Raw genomic sequence first — 18,590 nt, forward strand, 5'->3', positions numbered from 1 at the left:
GTCAAGGAGGGACAACCTACATCTCAATTTCCAGATCTTCTTCGACTTGGCAACAACAAAGTAAAATTTCGTTAGGTTGAATAAAAGCAAGGGGCGGTTCTTTATAAGATACTTTGCCTTTTCTTATTTTGACACGACAAGAACCGCAATAGCCAGAACGGCATTGGTATTCATGAAAAATCCCATTGTTCTCTAAATGAGAAAGTAGAGAGAGTTGGTTATCGTATTCAAGGGTAATTTGACTGTGGATAAGATGAATTTTCATTCGTTTTTAAAGCGTGCTTGAATGTGTTGTAATACGAGAGGAAATTCTATCCAACCTTCACGATCGAGGAAATGTCCTCCTCTTTGTAAACGAATATAATCAGCTTGTAGTGCTGTTGCTAATGTCTCAGTATACTGATGTGGCACAATATGATCATCGTATGCCGCGATAGTGCAGGGCGTTTGGCGAAACAATTGGCTTGGATTGAGTTTGCTTTGTGCTAACAGAGCCTGATAAGTGTCAACGAAGGGATTGAGTTTGGCTAAGTGTGGAATAGATTGATTAAAACCAGAGACAAAAATGCCACTTAATATCGGCTGTTGTTGGCTGAGAAGTAAGTTGAGTGCTGCAATACAACCTAGACTATGTCCAATAATAACCGTTTGTTTAGTTAATTGTAACTGTTGCTTGAGATATACAAGCCATTCTGCTGTATCAGGTTGCATTGGATTAGGCATATTAAGACAGGTGCAAGCAATATCCGTTTGGCTTAATTGTTGTGCTAAGTAAGGAAACCAATGTGCTGAGGCTGATGCAGTATAGCCATGAATGACATAAACTTGTTTCATATTGTTGTTTTCCGATAAATAAAGACCGCACTTTTGTTTTGTTGAGAAAAGTGCGGTCTGTTTTTAGTCAATTTTAGAGATCGAAATCACCAAAATCTTTAGTATCGACTTTAGAGTCAATTTGACCTACCAAGTAAGAACTCACTTCCACTTCTTGTGGGGCAACTTGCACGTTATCTGAGACTAACCATGCGTTGATCCATGGGATAGGATTTGAACGCGCTTGGAATGGTAATGGTAAGCCAACAGCTTGCATACGAATATTAGTGATATATTCAACATATTGAACCAGAATATCGCGGTTTAAGCCGATCATTGAACCATCTTTAAATAAATAGTCTGCCCATTCTTTTTCTTGCTCAGCAGCAGCCACGAATAAATCATAAGCTTCTTGCTTACATTCTTCTACGATTTCAGCCATTTCAGGATCATCTTGACCTGACGCCATAATATTCAGAATATGCTGGGTACCTGTTAAGTGTAACGCTTCGTCACGTGCGATGAATTTAATGATTTTTGCATTACCTTCCATTAATTTACGTTCTGCAAAAGCAAAGGAACAAGCAAAAGAAACATAGAAACGAATTGCTTCAAGCGCGTTTACGCTCATTAAACAGAGATAAAGTTGTTTTTTAAGATTGCGTAATGTCACTACACATTCTTGTCCATCAACTGTGTAAGTCCCTTCACCATAGAGTGTATAAAGCTGTGAGTCGCGGATTAAATCATCGTAGTAAGCCGAAATGTCTTTAGCACGTTTGATGATTTCTTCGTTAGTCACAATGTCATCAAAAATCACAGAAGGATCATTGACGATATTACGAATAATATGCGTATATGAGCGAGAGTGGATTGTTTCAGAGAATGTCCAAGTTTCAATCCAAGTTTCCAGTTCTGGAATAGAAACTAAGGGTAATAATGCAACGTTTGGGCTACGGCCTTGAATAGAGTCTAAAAGAGTTTGATATTTTAAATTACTAATGAAAATGTGTTTTTCATGTTCTGGTAATGCTTGATAATCAATGCGATCTTGTGAAACATCGACTTCTTCAGGGCGCCAGAAGAAGGAGAGTTGTTTTTCGATCAATTTCTCAAAAGTTTCGTATTTTTGCTGGTCATAACGAGCAACGTTCACGTTTTGACCAAAGAACATTGGCTCTTTTAATTGATCGTTCTTATTTTGTGAAAATGTTGTATAAGCCATTTTGTTTTCTCCATGATGAAAGTAGGTAAAAATTTACCGCACTTTTGATGAAATTAATAGACGATGGCTATTTTACCCAAGTCATAAAATTTAAGCTAGAGAAATGACAATATTTCTCATTTGTTTAAGTTAAACTGAATCGAATAGAAGATGTAATTGATTGTTTTTAATCATAAAATAGACTGATTTGTTTAAGAGAGAGGAATAAAATGTTGTTATAGTGGAGACAGAAAAAAATCAGCACCATTATTGGTGCTGATTAAAAGTGCGGTCTTTTTTTACTCTTTTGGTAATCTTGAAACAGAGATGATTAAGCCGCCCCAGATAATAGCCAATGCGACTAACATCATGATAATTGCGCTACTGCTCATTATTTATCTCCTTTTGTTGAATCAGTTAAATATTTCCAAGGTAAGCGTGATAGTAAGAAGGCAATTATCCCTAAACCAATTGCCATTCCCCAACCAAATGTGTTAACAAACCAATCTGGATAACCGCCATAACCTTCTGTTGCGACTTTATTGATTTCGGTAAATAACATATAGACAAGAACAGTTGAAGTAACCGTACCAATTAATACACGCCATACTACGCCAACTTTAAAAGAAGATGTTTCGTTAATATGTGCTGCTAAACCAGATAAGGATTCATTGATCAAGATAGCGTAAATCACCATTAAACCTACTGCAACGATACCAAAGCTGTTAACAAATTTATCTAATACATCTAATACAGGTAGACCTGTTGTTGTACCAAATAATAAGATTGAAACCAATGCCATTGGAGTACAGACTGCAGCCGTGGCAATAGAACGACGCAATCTTAATTTATCTTGTACTGCGGAAATAATCACTTCTAAGATTGACATTAAAGAGGTAATACCAGCAAATAATAATGAACCAAAGAATAAGACGCCAATCACTGCCCCAAAAGGTGCTTGGTCAATAATTGCTGGGAAAGCAATGAAGGCTAAGCCAATGCCTGATGTTGCTACTTCGCTGACTTCTTTACCGCCCGCTGTTGCCATAAAACCTAATGCGGCAAATACCCCAATACCAGCAAGCAATTCAAAACTACTATTCGCAAAACCAACCACTAAACCAGAACCTGTTAAATCACTTTGTTTTTTCAAATAAGAAGAGTAAGTGATCATAATCCCAAAGCAGATTGATAATGAGAAGAAAATTTGCCCATAAGCAGCGACCCAAACCGTTGGTTCTAATAATTTAGACCAGTCTGGTGTAAATAACGCATCTAAGCCTTTTGTCGCACCCGGTAAGAAAAGTGCAGTGATAACTAAAATGACGAACATGACAGTTAATAATGGCATGAAGAACGAGGCTGATTTACCAATCCCTTTCTGTACCCCTAATGCTAAGATCACTAAGATGAAAAACCATACGGCAATTAATGGTCCAGCGATACTACCAACGAAATCAAAGCTAACTGATACACCTTCAGCCATTTGTAAATAATCTTTAAAGAAGAAACTGGCAGGATCAGCACCCCATGCGCTATTTAATGAGAAGAAGGTATAAGAGGCTGCCCAACCAAGAATAACGGCATAGTAAATGCCGATAATGACATTGATCATGACTTGCCACCAACCAAAAGTTTCAAAGTTTTTATTTAACTTACGAAAAGCAAGTGGAGGAGAGGCGCGATATTTATGACCGATTGCATAATCTAAAAATAACAGTGGAATACCTGCGGTTAATAACGCCACTAAATAAGGGATGATAAAGGCACCACCGCCATTTTCATAAGTCACATAAGGAAAACGCCAGATATTTCCTAATCCAACGGCAGAACCAATTGCCGCAAAAATAAACGCTTTACGTCCAGAGAACGTTTCGCGACTTTGAGATGATGTTGTCATAATTGCAACCTTTGTTTTTGTTAGTTTTAGTTAAAAAAATGTTAGGATTTAGAAATATAATGAAATATTGCCTTGAGTCAATAGGGATAAATGCTTTATTTGGACGATTAAATAGAATAATGCTGGAATAATATTTTGTTGAAAATGGATTTATTAGATTTAAATGTTGAAAATGAAATGTAAACAAATTTAACATCTAGAATCAGATATTCATCAGAGAAGAAAAAACTAACAAAAGTTGTTCAAAAAAGAATTAAAAAAGTGCGATCCTTTGATTAAAAGAACCACACTTTCAGTAGGTTAGATTGTTTTATCGTCAATTAGATTTTACAAGCACCGCCTGAACAGCCATCATCAATATCTTCCTGACCATCATCTGCACCATCACGTGTATTTTGATAATAAAGGGTTTTTAAGCCATATTTATAAGCGGTTAATAAATCGCCTAATAAACGTTTCATTGGCACTTTACCATCTTCAAAGCGCTGTGGATCGTAGTTCGTGTTGGCTGAAATCGCTTGGTCAACGAATTTTTGCATAATACCGACTAAATGTAGATAGCCATCATTGTTTGGTAAATCCCATAATAACTCATAGTTTTCCCCTAAGGTTTCGTATTCAGGGACAACTTGTTTAAGGATACCATCTTTTGATGCTTTCACACTGACATGACCACGTGGTGGTTCAATACCATTAGTCGCGTTAGAAATTTGTGATGACGTTTCAGAAGGCATTAACGCAGTTAATGTTGAGTTACGCAAACCAAATTCTTGAATCTCTTTACGTAAAGTTTCCCAGTCATAATGCAATGGTTCTTTAGTTAAGTTGTCAATGTCTTTTTTATAGGTATCAATTGGTAGAATACCTTGTGAATAAGTGGTTTCATTAAAGTATTCACAAGCACCAATTTCTTTGGCTAAATTCATTGATGCCTTCAATAGGTAATATTGAATTGCCTCAAAAGTACGGTGGGTTAAGTCATTAGCACTACCATCAGAATAGCGCACACCATTTTTCGCTAAGTAATAAGCATAGTTAATCACACCGATACCTAATGAGCGACGAGCAAGTGAACTTTTTTCCGCAGCAAGGATAGGATAATCTTGGTAATCGAGCAAAGCATCTAACGCACGTACTGCAAGATCTGCAAGTCCTTCTAATTCATCTAGATTATCTAGTTTACCTAAGTTGAACGCAGACAATGTACATAAAGCGATTTCGCCATTCTCATCATGGAAATGTTGTAATGGTTTCGTTGGTAAGGCAATTTCTAAACATAAGTTAGACTGACGCACTGGCGCGACTGTCGGATCAAATGGTGAATGTGTATTACAGTGATCCACGTTTTGAATATAAATTCGTCCTGTTGAAGCACGTTCTTGCATAAGCAGTGAGAATAACTCAACGGCTTTTACCGCGCGCTTGCGGATAGACGGATCTTGTTCATATTGTAAGTAAAGCTGTTCAAATTTATCTTGATCAGCGAAGAAAGCTTCATACAATCCTGGTACATCAGATGGACTAAACAGCGTAATATCACCACCTTTAATTAAGCGTTGATACATCAATTTGTTTAATTGCACGCCGTAGTCCATGTGGCGAACGCGGTTATCTTCAACACCACGATTATTTTTTAATACTAATAAACTTTCAACTTCTAAATGCCAGATTGGATAGTAAACTGTTGCTGCACCACCACGCACGCCGCCTTGCGAACAAGATTTAACGGCTGTTTGGAAATATTTATAAAATGGAATACAACCAGTATGGAAGGCTTCACCGCCACGAATTGGACTGCCTAACGCGCGAATTGCACCCGCATTTACCCCGATACCGGCACGTTGTGAAACGTATTTCACAATAGCAGAAGCAGTCGCATTGATCGAATCAAGACTGTCGCCACACTCAATAAGTACACAAGAACTGAATTGGCGAGTTGGGGTACGAACGCCCGCCATGATTGGTGTTGGCAAGGAAATTTTAAACGTGGAGGTCGCATCATAAAAACGACGAATGTAATCCAAACGCGTTTCTTGAGGGTATTTAGAGAATAAACTCGCAGCTACTAATAAATAAAGAAATTGTGCAGATTCATAGATCTCACCTGTGACGCGATTTTGAACTAAATATTTACCTTCGAGTTGTTTGACTGCTGCATAAGAGAATGTCATATCACGCCAATGATCAAGATAACTGTCCATCTCGTCCCATTCTTCGCGTGTATAATCTGTTAATAACGCAGGATCATATTTCCCCATGCGAACTAATTTTTTGACATGATCGTAAAGACGAGGCGGATCAAAATGACCATAGGCTTTTTTACGTAAGTGGAAGACTGCTAAACGCGCAGCTAAATATTGATAATCAGGACTTTCTTTACTAATTAAGTCAGCGGCAGCTTTGATGATGGTTTCGTGGATGTCGGAAGTACGAATACCTTCATAAAATTGAATATGTGAGCGTAGTTCGACTTGAGAAACTGAAACATTATCTAGTCCCTCTGCAGCCCAAGTAATAACACGGTGGATTTTATCAAGATCGATTGGTTCAAGATGTCCGTCACGCTTAGTGACCATCAATGCTTTATTCATGTTGCTGACCTATTGCTGGAGTTGTGAAAACACAAGATATAGTTATATATTGAAAAGTTGGATACAAGATAATGTGCTAGCAACTAAAATTCAAGCAGTAAATTTTCACTTGAATTATTGACATGGAATAACTTATTTATAAATAAGTAAAATTTTTAGTAGTTGAAAAAATTGAATCATTAAAATTTGTGCGCTAGATCAAATTTTACTTTTGATAACTTTTAAGACAATTAAAAGTGCGGTCAATTTTGACAAAATTTTGCAATGGGTTTATTTCATGGCATTAATGCTTAATTTTATGTTATTTAAGGTATTTTAGAATAATGATCAGAGTTTTAAGAGGTCATTAGGGTTAAGTTAAAAATGTAAACGAGAGCTGTAGCCTTGTATTATCACTAAGTTAGATGTTATTTGAGAAAAAACGTGGGTGCCTTATTGCACCCAACGCTTGTATTTATTCAATGATTTCAACTTTATCATTAAGGCGAATGATCCCTGTATTGAGCGGGATAAGGTTAATCCCAAACAAAGGCTGACCTTCTGCATTTACATTGATCTTTTTTAAGGTGCGAAAGGGTTCCATTTTAGCATCAATGGTATTACTATCAGGATCGCGAGTCGTTAAAATACAGCGTGTACAAGGCTTAACATTGAAAAATAGTACATCGCCAATTTTGATTTTCTTCCAAGTTTGCTCAATAAAGGGTTGTTCAGCATCAATTACAATATTCGGGCGAAATTGCAGCATTTTGATTGGAGAAGGGCATTGTGCTTGAACTGCTGCAAAAGAAGTCAGAGTGGTTAGCAAAAGGGGATAGCCATCTGCGAAAGAAACAGGCGTGTCAGGTAAGCGTTTAGTGTATCGCTGTGATTGCTCGCCAATCCAACGTAATTGGACTTTTCGTCCGATTTTTTCACTAAACCACAGATTAATTTGTTCACTCGCAACCCAAGCTGGAAAATGACTACCCCAGACTTCAGCAATAGACTGCTGTTGAAAATCACAGTAACGTACTATGAGCATATCACCGTCTTGGTGCTGGATTTGTAGTCCTAAAGGAATAGGCAACGCAAAGAAATGATAGAGTGTTTGATCTTTTCGTGCACTTATAAATTTACCATCTGTTTCTGTTAACATAAATTCACGATCAAAATTTAACCCTTGCACTTGGACTACAGCTTGAGCAACTTGATAGGCTTGCGTTGATTTAATTGGATAAAGGTAAAGCTGTTTAACTTGCATATTAATCCTGATAAATTGCGTTATAAATACTGCTTTCGAATTGTACTAATGGTGCACGTTTGGTTTTTTGTTCAAAATCACCCGTTGAATAGCCATTAATAAATTGGACAAATGCGATTTTTTCACCTTGTTTATTGGTCATAAAACCAGCTAAATTATAGACCCCTTTTAATGCGCCAGTTTTAGCAGTAACGTTTTTAACTAGTGGTTCGTTAATAAACGAACCTCTACCCAGTAAAGTACCGTCTACACCTGCAATTGGGAACGTATCAAGTAAATTCAGTGCAGTTTCATTTTTAGCAATATAATCTAAAACTTGCAGTAATGTTTGAGCGGAAATCAAGTTATGGCGTGATAGTCCAGAACCATCGGCGATCATCACGTTACCTAATTTAATTCCCGTTTTGCTTTGTAGGATTTGACGCATGGCTTGGCTTGCTAATGGAAAAGAAGCGGGACGTTTATAATGGTGATAGGCAATAGTCCTAAATAACGCATCTGCAATTTGGTTATCAGATTTTTTCATCATTTTTTTGATTAAATCAGGGAGCGGTTTTGATAAATGTTGGGCGAGTAGCTGTCCTTTTTGTTGTTGATAAGGTTGTTTCACTTTGCCATTAAATTCAATGCCCAGACGTTTTAAGTTCCTTTGAATAACGGCTGCCGCATAGGCATTTGGATCCTGAATAGCAAAGCTCAAGCCAAACGGTTTGCTTTTACGTGATAAACAGCCTTTAAGTTGATAACGATTATTGTCTAATACGACTGCATCAAGTTGGCAGTAGCCTGCTTCTTTTGGACCCGCAATGTAAACTTGCCCAAAAACTTGTACTGGATATTGCACCGGAATATTAATTTTTGCTTGTTCGCCCACAGGTTGGTTTGCATCGAGTTCTACATAAAAACAATTATTATCAATATTGACTGCTGCTGGTGGAGCATTAAAGCACATCGTTAAATCGTTCCAGATCCAGCCTAAGCCACGATCATGGCTGGTGAATACCGAAGTATCTAAAATTAAATCACCTTTAATTTTAGTAATTTGCTGCTTTTTTAACTGAGTAAGTAAGTTATACAGTTGTCCGCTGGTTAGATCGGGATCACCTGTAAAACGAATAATTAAGTCGCCTGTTAGCGCATTATTTTGTATCTTACCATTCGTCAATAGACTAGTCTCAAATTGGAATTGATCCCCTAACGCCAATTTCGCGGTTAATGCAGTCAGTACTTTTTGAGTACTGGCTGGCAACATAAAAGTTGTTGCGTTATGTTCAACAATTATCTGATCGTTTTCTAAATTTTTAGCGATGAAGGCGAGATTGGTACCTTCAGGTAGGTGTGCTGCAATGTCCGTCATATTGACATTGGCAGCGAGCTGATTACTAGAAAATAGCGCCAACATGAAAAGTGAACTTTTCAGTGCTTTTGAGAAAAGTGCGGTGGAAAAAGAGGGTGCTTTATACATAATTGGTCCGAATAGTTGCTATTTTTTTGTAGACGAACAATAATAGTATTTGAATCTTCGAGAGTAAATCCTTTTCTCGTAATCAATCACTTTTAATTGAACTGCGGCATTGTGGCTACAATGTTGTGGTTTTGTTTTTATCTAAAAAGGGAAGAACAACACATTATGAAACAAATTCCGATGACTATACGTGGAGCAGAGCAATTAAGGCAAGAACTTGATTTCTTAAAGAATACGCGTCGCCCAGAAATTATTAAAGCGATTGCAGAAGCACGTGAGCATGGTGATCTGAAAGAAAATGCGGAATATCATGCTGCCCGTGAGCAACAAGGATTCTGTGAAGGACGGATTCAAGAGATTGAAGGAAAGCTAGCAAATAGCCAAATTATTGATGTCACTAAAATACCGAATAATGGTAAAGTGATCTTTGGTGCGACAGTGATTTTATTCAATATTGATACAGAAGAAGAAGTGACTTACCAGATTGTAGGTGATGATGAAGCCAATATTAAAGCAGGATTAATTTCAGTTAATTCGCCTATTGCTCGTGGTTTAGTCGGAAAAGAAGTAGATGATGTTGTTTCGATTCAAACACCGGGTGGAAAGGTCGAGTTTGAGATTATCGAAGTTAACTATTTATAAGTAGAGCTGCTATCCTCCTTTAACAGCCTGATTTCTATATAGAAATCAGGCTTTTTCGTATGATTATACGTAAGCATTGCGTATAGAAACCTTTTTAATAACTATTTGATAAATAAAGAAAAATACAGTTATGTAAATAATGTTGCTTATGTAAATTTTCTCTAAAAGCAATATTACTTAATTTTACATTATTTTTTTCTTTATATTTCAATTGGTTAATGTGTATTCCCTTTTTGATCAATATACAAACAATTTACTTAATTAAAAATTAATGCTCCAATAACATAGATTTAGTATTTGCATGCATTTTGTGCATTATTAATTGGTATCTAATTAGTCTAATGTTGAGTGTATTTATCTAACATTTAAATCTTTGCGTTATTTCATTATATTTATCTAAGGGGCATTTTATGAATAAGGTTTATCGAGTTATATGGAGTCATGTAACTAATACTTTCATTGCGGTATCAGAGCTAGCGACTTCAAAAGGCAAAGTAAAGTCATATAGCGTTATACCTTCTAATCAACAATCGCAAGTCAATACAAGTATTCCAAGCTCGTTTAAACTAAGTACAATTGCTGTACTCTCACTTTTAACTTTCTCTCCAGCTTCTGTCATGGCGCAGGATGTTACTGCAGATAATTTAACAGTTAATGGTACCTCTACTTTTACAGGCGCTGCTACATTTAATAATACAGCAACCTTTAATAATATGGTTACTGTAGGTAATGTTGTTGCTACAACTTTGACTGTTGGTGGTAAAGATGTTGCAACGAAAGACCAAATAACTACATTAACTTCCACAGTAAATCAAAAGGCAGATCAAACTACAGTTACTAATTTGACAAATACGGTTAGCCAAAAAGCAGATCAAGGTACAGTTACTAATTTAACAAATATTGTTAATCAAAAAGCAGATCAAAATACAGTTACTAATTTGACAAATACTGTTAATCAAAAAGCAAATAAATCAGATGTGGATTCATTAAAGGCAACTAAAGCAGATAAAACTGAATTAACAACGGGATTGAATTTAAAAGCTGATAAAACAACTGTAAATACGGAATTAGCTAAAAAAGCAGATAAAACAGCTTTTGATAAGTTAAGTACTTTAGTCTCATCAATTGGCATTACCGATGGTACACCTTATAGCGGCATTAAATATTTTCGTACCAAATCAACACTTGATGATGCATCTGCTGAAGGTGAAAATTCTGTTGCTATTGGTCCGAAAGCTAAGGCTGAAGGGCAAAGTGCTGTAGCATCAGGTCATGATAGTACGGCTAATGCAAAAGAATCTATTGCTATTGGTCACAAATCTTATGCAGTAAAAACAGCAAACAAGGGTATTGCAATTGGTGAATATGCACGTGTTGGTTCTAAACAAACTGGTGATGTGGTATATGATGGTGCGTCGTCATATGTTATTGGTGATGGAGATGGTGAAAGCTCAGTTGCAATCGGTGATAAAGCCATTAGCAGAGGTAAGGCAAGTATCGCAATCGGTAAAAATGCGATAACGTCAAATAAAGATGCCAAAACACAAATCGCAGAAAATAATATTGCATTGGGTACAGGCGCACAAACAATTGCAAGTAATAACTCAATTGCTTTTGGTAATGCAGCAAGAGTAAATAAAGACTCTGATTCATCAATTGCAATTGGTGATAGCGCCGAAACTAAAGCTGCGCACTCTTTAGCCGTAGGAACAACTTCTAAAGCGCTTGCTGAAGCTGCGCTTGCACTGGGCAAAATGTCTGAGGCAAAAGGTACTTCTTCTATTGCAATGGGGAATACTTCAAAAGCAGATGGATTAAATTCTGTTGCAATTGGCAATAATAGCAAAACTTTACAAAGTAATACTATTGCAATAGGTTCATCTGCTATTGCACAACCGGAGCGTACAATTTCTATTGGTCTAAATGCAGGTAAAGGGCAAGAGGCTGATGCAACAGGGACTAAGCATTCACAAATTAATATTGGTGAAAACTCAGGTGAAAATGTTGTTGGGCAATTAAATATTGGTATTGGTGCTCATGCTGGCAAAAATGTTGTTGGCAAACATAATATTGCATTAGGTACTTATGCTGGAAATAATTTAAAAAATTCAGAAGAAACTTCAGGTGCTAATGTTTCTATCGGTCATGAAGCCAATAAATATGATCAATTGACTGCAGTTCAAAAGTCTACGGCCGTTGGTGCACAAACTAAAGCTGCGACTCGTTCTACTGCGTTGGGTGCTGAGGCAACAGCATTAGGTGATGATGCTGTTGCAATTGGTATTACTTCAAAAGCTAATGGTAATAAATCAGTAGCTATTGGTGCAAATACTATTGCAGATTCAAATAACGTTGCATTAGGAGCTACCTCTCGTGCTGTAGAAAAACAAGGTAGCGGTTATTTAACTGGTAAACAGTCCTCATTAGTCGTTTCTGTTGGTCATCAAGATGGTGCAGCAGATCAACATATTTTACGTCGTCTTGTGAATGTTGCTGATGGTGTAGATGAGCAAGATGCAGCCACTGTGGCACAGCTGAAAAAAGTCACTGAAAAAGTGACAAGTGATTTACAAGCACAATTTAATGCTTTGTCTCATGGACCAACAGCTTCTGAAATTAAATATGATGCCTTAAAGCCTGATGCTGCAAGTGGAGCTGAGAATAAAATTACATTAAAACCCAAAACACGTCTTTCTAATGTGGCACCAGCACAGCTTGATACTGATGCAGTGAATTTAGGTCAAGTAAATCAAATTGTGACTAAAAATAAAGCACATTATTTTAGTGTTAATGATGTGGGTGTCGATCCAGTCCCGGGTAACCGAGATAATGATGGTGCAACTGCTAAATTATCGATGGCAATTGGGCAAAATGCGGCAGCAAAATCAGAACGCAGTGTAGCGATTGGTAACTATACCACAGTAAATGGTGAGGGTTCTATTGGTTTAGGGACGTACTATAAAGGTAGTGACGAACTAGATGATGGCTCTGCAAGAGAAAGTGAAACTACAGTTACCAAACCATCAAAAAATGTGAAATATGGTATTGCAATTGGCGCGGGAACAACTACCGATGGTAATAACTCTATTGCAATTGGTAGTTTAGCCGCAACTTCAGATAAAGATCCTGATGCAAATGTAGATAGAGCTATTGCCATTGGTTATAACGCAGTCTCTTCAGCAGAAAAAGCAAATGCAATCGGTGATCGTGCGGTCGCTAACTCAGCAAAAGGTAATGCGTTTGGTAGCCAAGCATTATCAGGCAATGAATCTGCGACAGCGATTGGTACTGAATCGAAATCTGAGGGGGTAAATGCTTATGCACTTGGTACAAAATCACATGCAAAAGGCTTAAATTCTATTGCATTTGGTACCCATCAAGTTGTGAATGGGCAGAATTCAGGAAGTATTGGTTATGCTGGTGATTTAGGTAGTAAAACCGCTACTGTAATTAATGGTGAAGGGACTTATTCGCTTGGTAATACTAATAGCACCTTAACAGCGAATGAAAGCGGTATTTTCGGTAATACCAATGAAATCAAAGCGAAAGAAAATACGCGTATTGTCGGTAATAAGAATACTATTGGTGCAATTGAAGAAAAACCTCATGTACCAGGTAATCCACCAGCACCGCCAGTTAATGAACTAAAAGATATTTATGTTACAGGTTATGACAATAAAATCAGCAGTGATAAAAAATTGGCTAAAGATTTAAGTGGATTATTTGTTTACGGACATAACAATAAAGTTGCTCAATTACCAGATCCTGATTCAACAGAAGAGTTTACATTAACTAACTCATCGGTTATTGGTGCGAATAACACCTTAAATACTAAAGGTAGTGATTACTTTGTGTTAGGTAATAATGTTACTGCAACCTTAGAAAACTCAGTTTATTTAGGTTCAAATTCTGGATATGTTGTTAAAGGCACATCTACAGCAGGTAACGAAGCGTATGCAAATATTGCCGATGGTTCAAATAAATCAGGTTATAGCTTTGCTGGGAATAATAAGCCAGCTGGTGTTGTGACTTTAGGTGAGGTTGGTACAGAACGTCGTATTCAAAATTTATCAGCTGGTTTAGTGGCAGAAAATAGTACCGATGCGATTAACGGTAGCCAGTTATTTGCTTTAACGCGTCCATTACGTTTTGCAGGCGATAACTCCACTTTAACCAATCAAGATGGTAAGCCAGGAATTGATGTGAAAGTTATTTCTCGCAGTTCAAATCAAGCAATTGATATTACAGGTGGTGAAACTGACGAAACTAAGTTAACAACAAAAGCAGATAAAAACATTGGTGTGATCGTGACTGATGATAACTCAATGGAAATCAGATTAGCAAAAACGTTATCTAATTTAACTGAAGCAACCTTTGGTACAGGAAATGATAAAACTATTATTAACAAAGATGGTGTAACTATTGTTAATAATGGTAAGCCAAGTGTAAGTTTGACTGATACTGGTTTAGATAATGGTGGTAATAAAATCGTTAATGTTAAAGCTGGTGAAGCTGATACTGATGCTGTGAATGTAAAACAGTTAAAAGATCTTAAAGCAGCTGGTTTTGGTTTAACAGGTGAAGATGGTCAGACTGTTCAACAAGAATTAGGTACGGCGATTAAAGTCACTGGTGATGATAATGTCAAAACTAAAGTCGTGACAGAAAATGGGGCTAAGAAGTTAGAAATTGGCTTAGAAAATCAAGTCACACTTGGTGGCGCAGCTAAGAATGGTAATCCTGCTGCAGATGGTAAATTAACGCTGAAAAATCAAGCTGGTGCAGATAAAGTCATCCTTGATGGTGCAAATGGATCAGTAGGTTTAACTGGCGCTGATGGTGCGACAGCAACGATTACAGTCAAAAATGGTGCTCCAGCAGTAGATGGTGCTACGGGAACAACTAAACCTCGCATTACTTATGGTAATGAAGAAGTTGCTACCTTAAACGATGGTTTAAAATTTGGTGCTAATACTGGTACAGTTCACAATGCGAAGTTAAATACGCAAGTAGATGTGAAAGGTGCGGTTGCGAATACAACATGGGCTAATTTTGATGCGGGTCATAATATTATGACTCAAGTCGATGGTAATACTATTACTGTGGCATTAGCGAAAGCATTATCAGGCTTGACGAGTGCGACATTTGGTAATCCTGCTGGCAACCCTAAAGATGGTGCAGTAATTGATAAAGATGGTTTAACCATTACTGAGGGCGATAAAACAGTTAAGTTAACTGATAAAGTTTTCGATAATGGTGGTAACCAAATTAAAAATGTAGCAAGTGGTTTAACCAAAGCTGATGGCACAGCAACGACATCTTTAAACGATGCAGTTCAAACTAATGGTGTGAATGTTGGTGACTTAAAAACGGCAATTAATAATATTACTGCGGGTAATGACGGAAATGGTAATAACAATCCATTAGGCGGTTTTGGCTTAAAAGATAAAAATGGCAATATCTTTAAGCAAAATTTAGGTGAAACTGCGCAAATTACGGGTGATTCAAATGTGAATACCAAAGTAGTTGATGGTCAAAATGGTACCAAAGCGCTTGAAGTCAGCTTAGCGAATCAATTGACTTTAGGTAAAGCGCCTGATGTTAATATGCCTAATGCAAAAGGCGAAGCGGGTAAAGTCACTTTAAAAGATGATAAAGGCACAGATCGAGTTGTGGTTGATGGTAGTGAAGGTACTATTTCATTAACAGGTCAACCAGATCAAGCAGGTGGAACAGCTCCAGCAGCGAAAATCAAGGTTGGTATGGGAAATGCTGATTTAGCTGGTAGCCCAAATGATTCAACCGCACCAGCCAAGAATAAAACTCGTATTACTTATGAAATTCCTGCGGCACAGGGTGGACAACCAACAATTGAAGAGTTAGCAACATTAAACGATGGCTTAAAATTTGGTGCAAATGATGGAGCAGTACATAACGCCAAACTCAATACTCGTGTTGATGTAAAAGGTGCCGCAACGAATACTACTTGGGCAAACTTTGATGCGGGTCAGAATATTATGACTCAGATTCAAGGTAATACCATTACTGTCGCTTTAGCGAAAGCATTGGCTGGGTTAGATAGTGCGACATTTGGTAATCCTGCTGATGGAACTAAAGATGGTGCTGTAATTAATAAAGATGGTTTAACTATTACTAATGGGGATACAACAGTTAAATTAACTGAAAATGGTCTAGATAATGGTAATAAACAAATTGTCAATGTTGATAGCGGATTAAAAGGCAAAGATGGTAACCCAGTGGTGCTTAAAAATGCGACTGGTGATATGCTGAATAATGGTGTCAATGTTGGTGACCTAAAAAATGCAATTACTGATATTACATCTGCAGATAAAGGTGGTTTTGGTTTGAAAGATAAAGCAGGTGCTGAATTCAAGCAAGATCTAGGCACTACAGCACAGATTACTGGCGATAGCAATATCAATACAAAAGTGATTGATGGTGCGAATGGTAAGAAAGCACTTGAAGTTAGCCTAGCAAATGAAATCACCTTAGGTAAAGCGGGACAAAATGGAGTCGATGGTAAGGTTAGCGTGACCGGTAAAGATGGCGCAAGTGTTGTTTTGAACGGTAAAGATGGCTCAATTGGTTTAACGGGTCCTAAAGGTGCAGATGGTAAATCAGCGTCAGCAGATGTTAGCGTGAAAGATGGTAAGCCAGGTGTTGATGGTAAAGCAGGTGAAACCAAAACTCGTATCGTCTATACACCAAAAGATAAAGATGGTAATCCAGTTCTTGATGTAGCAGGCAAACCAGTTGTTGAAGAAGTCGCAACCTTAAATGATGGCATGAAGTTTGTCGGTAACGATGGTAAAGAAGTAAGTCGTAAACTGAATGAAACTTTAGGTATCAAAGGTGGATTAGATGCAGCAACAGTTGCAAATGATACGAAAGTCTCTTCTAGCAATTTAGGTGTGAAAACCAACGCAGATGGTACGGGCTTAGAGATTGTGATGAAAGAACGCCCTGAGTTTTCTGGTCTTGTTGTAAATGGCAAAGATGGTCAAGATGCCGCGATTAAGTTTGCAAAAGAGGGTAAACAAGGTATGTCTATCGCTGCGAAACAAGATGCAGATGGGAATACCACAGGTTTGACTATTAAAAAGCAAGATGGTTCTGATGGTGTGACTTTTGAAAATGATGGTCGTATCACTAATGTAACAGCGGGTGTTGATGATAAAGATGCAGTCAATGTTAGCCAATTAAAAGATGGTATTGCTAAAGCAACCACGAAAGTTGAAGCGGGCAAAAATATGACTGTAACGCCAACAGTGAATGCTGATGGCAGTACTACTTATAATGTAGCAACAAAAGATGATGTTGACTTTACTTCGGTCACAACTGGTAACACTGTAATGAACAATGATGGTGTGAAAGTAGGTGATAAAGTTGCATTAACTAATGAAGGCTTAAAAGCGGGTGATGTGACAGTAACGACTGCTGGCATTAACGCTGGTAATAAGAAAGTGACTGGCGTTGCTGATGGTGATATCTCTCCAACCAGCAAAGATGCGGTTAATGGTAGTCAGTTACATGCAGTGAAAGAAACAGCAGAAGCTGGCTGGCATTTAACTGCAAATGGTAATGACTCATCGAATGTAAAACCAAGAAATACAGTGGATCTTAACAATACTGATGGCAATATTGTGATCACGAAAACAAATACTACAGATAAGCATAATGTCACATTTGGTCTTGCTGATAACATTAATGTGAAAGATTCTGTCGTCGTTGGTCCAAAAGGAGTGGATGGTAAACCGGGTGAAGGTGCTGTAGTTATCAATGCGAAAGACGGTGCGAATGGTAAAGATGGTATTAGTATCGTGGGCAAAGATGGCAATGATGCCGTGTCGATCAGTGGTAAAGATGGCGTTGGTAAGATTGGTCTAACTGGCCCTGCTGGTGCGGATGGTAAGAATGCGCATGCGATCATTGGCGTGAAAGATAGCGTGAAAGGTTTAGATGGCAATGATGGTAAAGACGGTAATAGCAAAACACGTATCGTTTATACCAAACCAGATGGTACAGAAGAGCAAGTCGCGACCATGAACGATGGTTTAGTGTTTGGTGCGGATAAAGGTACTGAACACAAAGCGAAGCTTGGCACAACAGTGAAAGTGAAAGGTGACGATAAAAATATCGAAACTGAAGTGACAGGTGATACGATTCGTGTCAAACTGAAAGATAACATCGATGTGAAAGGTGTGACTGTTAGAGAAAAATTCACTGTAGAGAGCGGAGCTGCAATCAACATGGGTAACAACGTGATTAACGGTGTGGCTGATGGTGAAGTCAGTGCGACAAGTAAACAAGCAGTGAATGGTAGTCAATTGCACAATGTACAACAGCAAATCACCAATAATGCAAATGCAATTAATAAGCTAGGTGATCATATCAATAAAGTAGATAAAGATCTTCGTGCAGGGGTTGCAGGTGCAACGGCAGTTGCCTTCTTACAACGTCCAAATGAAGCTGGTAAGAGCCTAGTTTCATTAGGTGTGGGACATTATAAGAGTGAGTCAGCAGTTGCGGTAGGTTATGCAAGAAACTCTGATAACAACAAGATTTCAATTAAACTAGGTGGTGGTGTCAATAGCCGTGGTGATTTGAATCTTGGTGGTAGTATCGGTTATCAATGGTAGTTTTTCATTGCCACAATAAAGCAAAGAGGGGATTGAAAATTCAATCCCCTTTCTTTTGCTTCAAAATAAAAT

10 protein-coding genes are annotated in these 18,590 nt (G+C 37.7%); 2 read left to right on the top strand and 8 right to left on the bottom strand.

Annotated features, from left to right (window positions below):
* Positions 1-16: 16 nt before the first annotated feature.
* The 8 genes from yfaE to dacB form a co-directional block, all read right to left on the bottom strand.
* Positions 17-265 carry a class I ribonucleotide reductase maintenance protein YfaE gene (gene yfaE, locus C0975_RS02725; protein WP_101774871.1) on the bottom strand — a complete coding sequence of 83 codons (249 nt, stop codon included), beginning with the start codon at positions 263-265 and terminating at the stop codon, positions 17-19.
* Positions 262-834, bottom strand: a complete 573-nt coding sequence (locus C0975_RS02730) for an RBBP9/YdeN family alpha/beta hydrolase (RefSeq protein WP_101774872.1) — start codon at positions 832-834, stop codon at positions 262-264. The genes yfaE and C0975_RS02730 overlap by 4 nt, the downstream gene beginning before the upstream one ends.
* A gap of 73 nt (positions 835-907) precedes the next feature.
* On the bottom strand, positions 908-2,038 hold the full coding sequence (nrdB, locus tag C0975_RS02735; protein WP_101774873.1) for a class Ia ribonucleoside-diphosphate reductase subunit beta: 1,131 nt from the start codon (positions 2,036-2,038) through the stop codon (positions 908-910).
* Between the two features lie 278 nt (positions 2,039-2,316).
* A complete protein-coding gene (locus C0975_RS02740; protein ID WP_101774874.1) occupies positions 2,317-2,409 on the bottom strand; it encodes a methionine/alanine import family NSS transporter small subunit in 93 nt (30 codons plus the stop codon).
* Entirely contained in the window at positions 2,409-3,917 is a 1,509-nt protein-coding gene (locus C0975_RS02745; protein WP_101774875.1) for a sodium-dependent transporter, read from the bottom strand. Before C0975_RS02745 ends, C0975_RS02740 begins: the two co-directional genes overlap by 1 nt.
* Positions 3,918-4,237: 320 nt before the next feature.
* A complete protein-coding gene (nrdA, locus tag C0975_RS02750) occupies positions 4,238-6,508 on the bottom strand; it encodes a class 1a ribonucleoside-diphosphate reductase subunit alpha (protein WP_101774876.1) in 2,271 nt (756 codons plus the stop codon).
* Between the two features lie 454 nt (positions 6,509-6,962).
* The gene (locus tag C0975_RS02755; RefSeq protein ID WP_101774877.1) at positions 6,963-7,751 is read right to left on the bottom strand and encodes an MOSC domain-containing protein; all 789 of its coding nucleotides are present in this window, start codon (positions 7,749-7,751) and stop codon (positions 6,963-6,965) included.
* Position 7,752: 1 nt separating this feature from the next.
* Positions 7,753-9,216, bottom strand: a complete 1,464-nt coding sequence (dacB, locus tag C0975_RS02760) for a serine-type D-Ala-D-Ala carboxypeptidase (protein ID WP_101774878.1) — start codon at positions 9,214-9,216, stop codon at positions 7,753-7,755.
* A 165-nt stretch (positions 9,217-9,381) separates the two neighbouring features.
* Here dacB and greA point away from each other — a divergent pair, with 165 nt between their 5' ends.
* Complete coding sequence (gene greA / locus C0975_RS02765; protein WP_101774879.1) at positions 9,382-9,858, top strand: transcription elongation factor GreA; 477 nt, start codon at positions 9,382-9,384, stop codon at positions 9,856-9,858.
* Between the two features lie 410 nt (positions 9,859-10,268).
* On the top strand, positions 10,269-18,518 hold the full coding sequence (locus C0975_RS02770) for a YadA-like family protein (protein WP_101774880.1): 8,250 nt from the start codon (positions 10,269-10,271) through the stop codon (positions 18,516-18,518).
* Positions 18,519-18,590: the final 72 nt, after the last annotated feature.

It is taken from the genome of Pasteurella oralis, assembly GCF_002850605.1.
GTDB classification, from domain to species: Bacteria; Pseudomonadota; Gammaproteobacteria; order Enterobacterales; family Pasteurellaceae; genus Pasteurella; species Pasteurella oralis.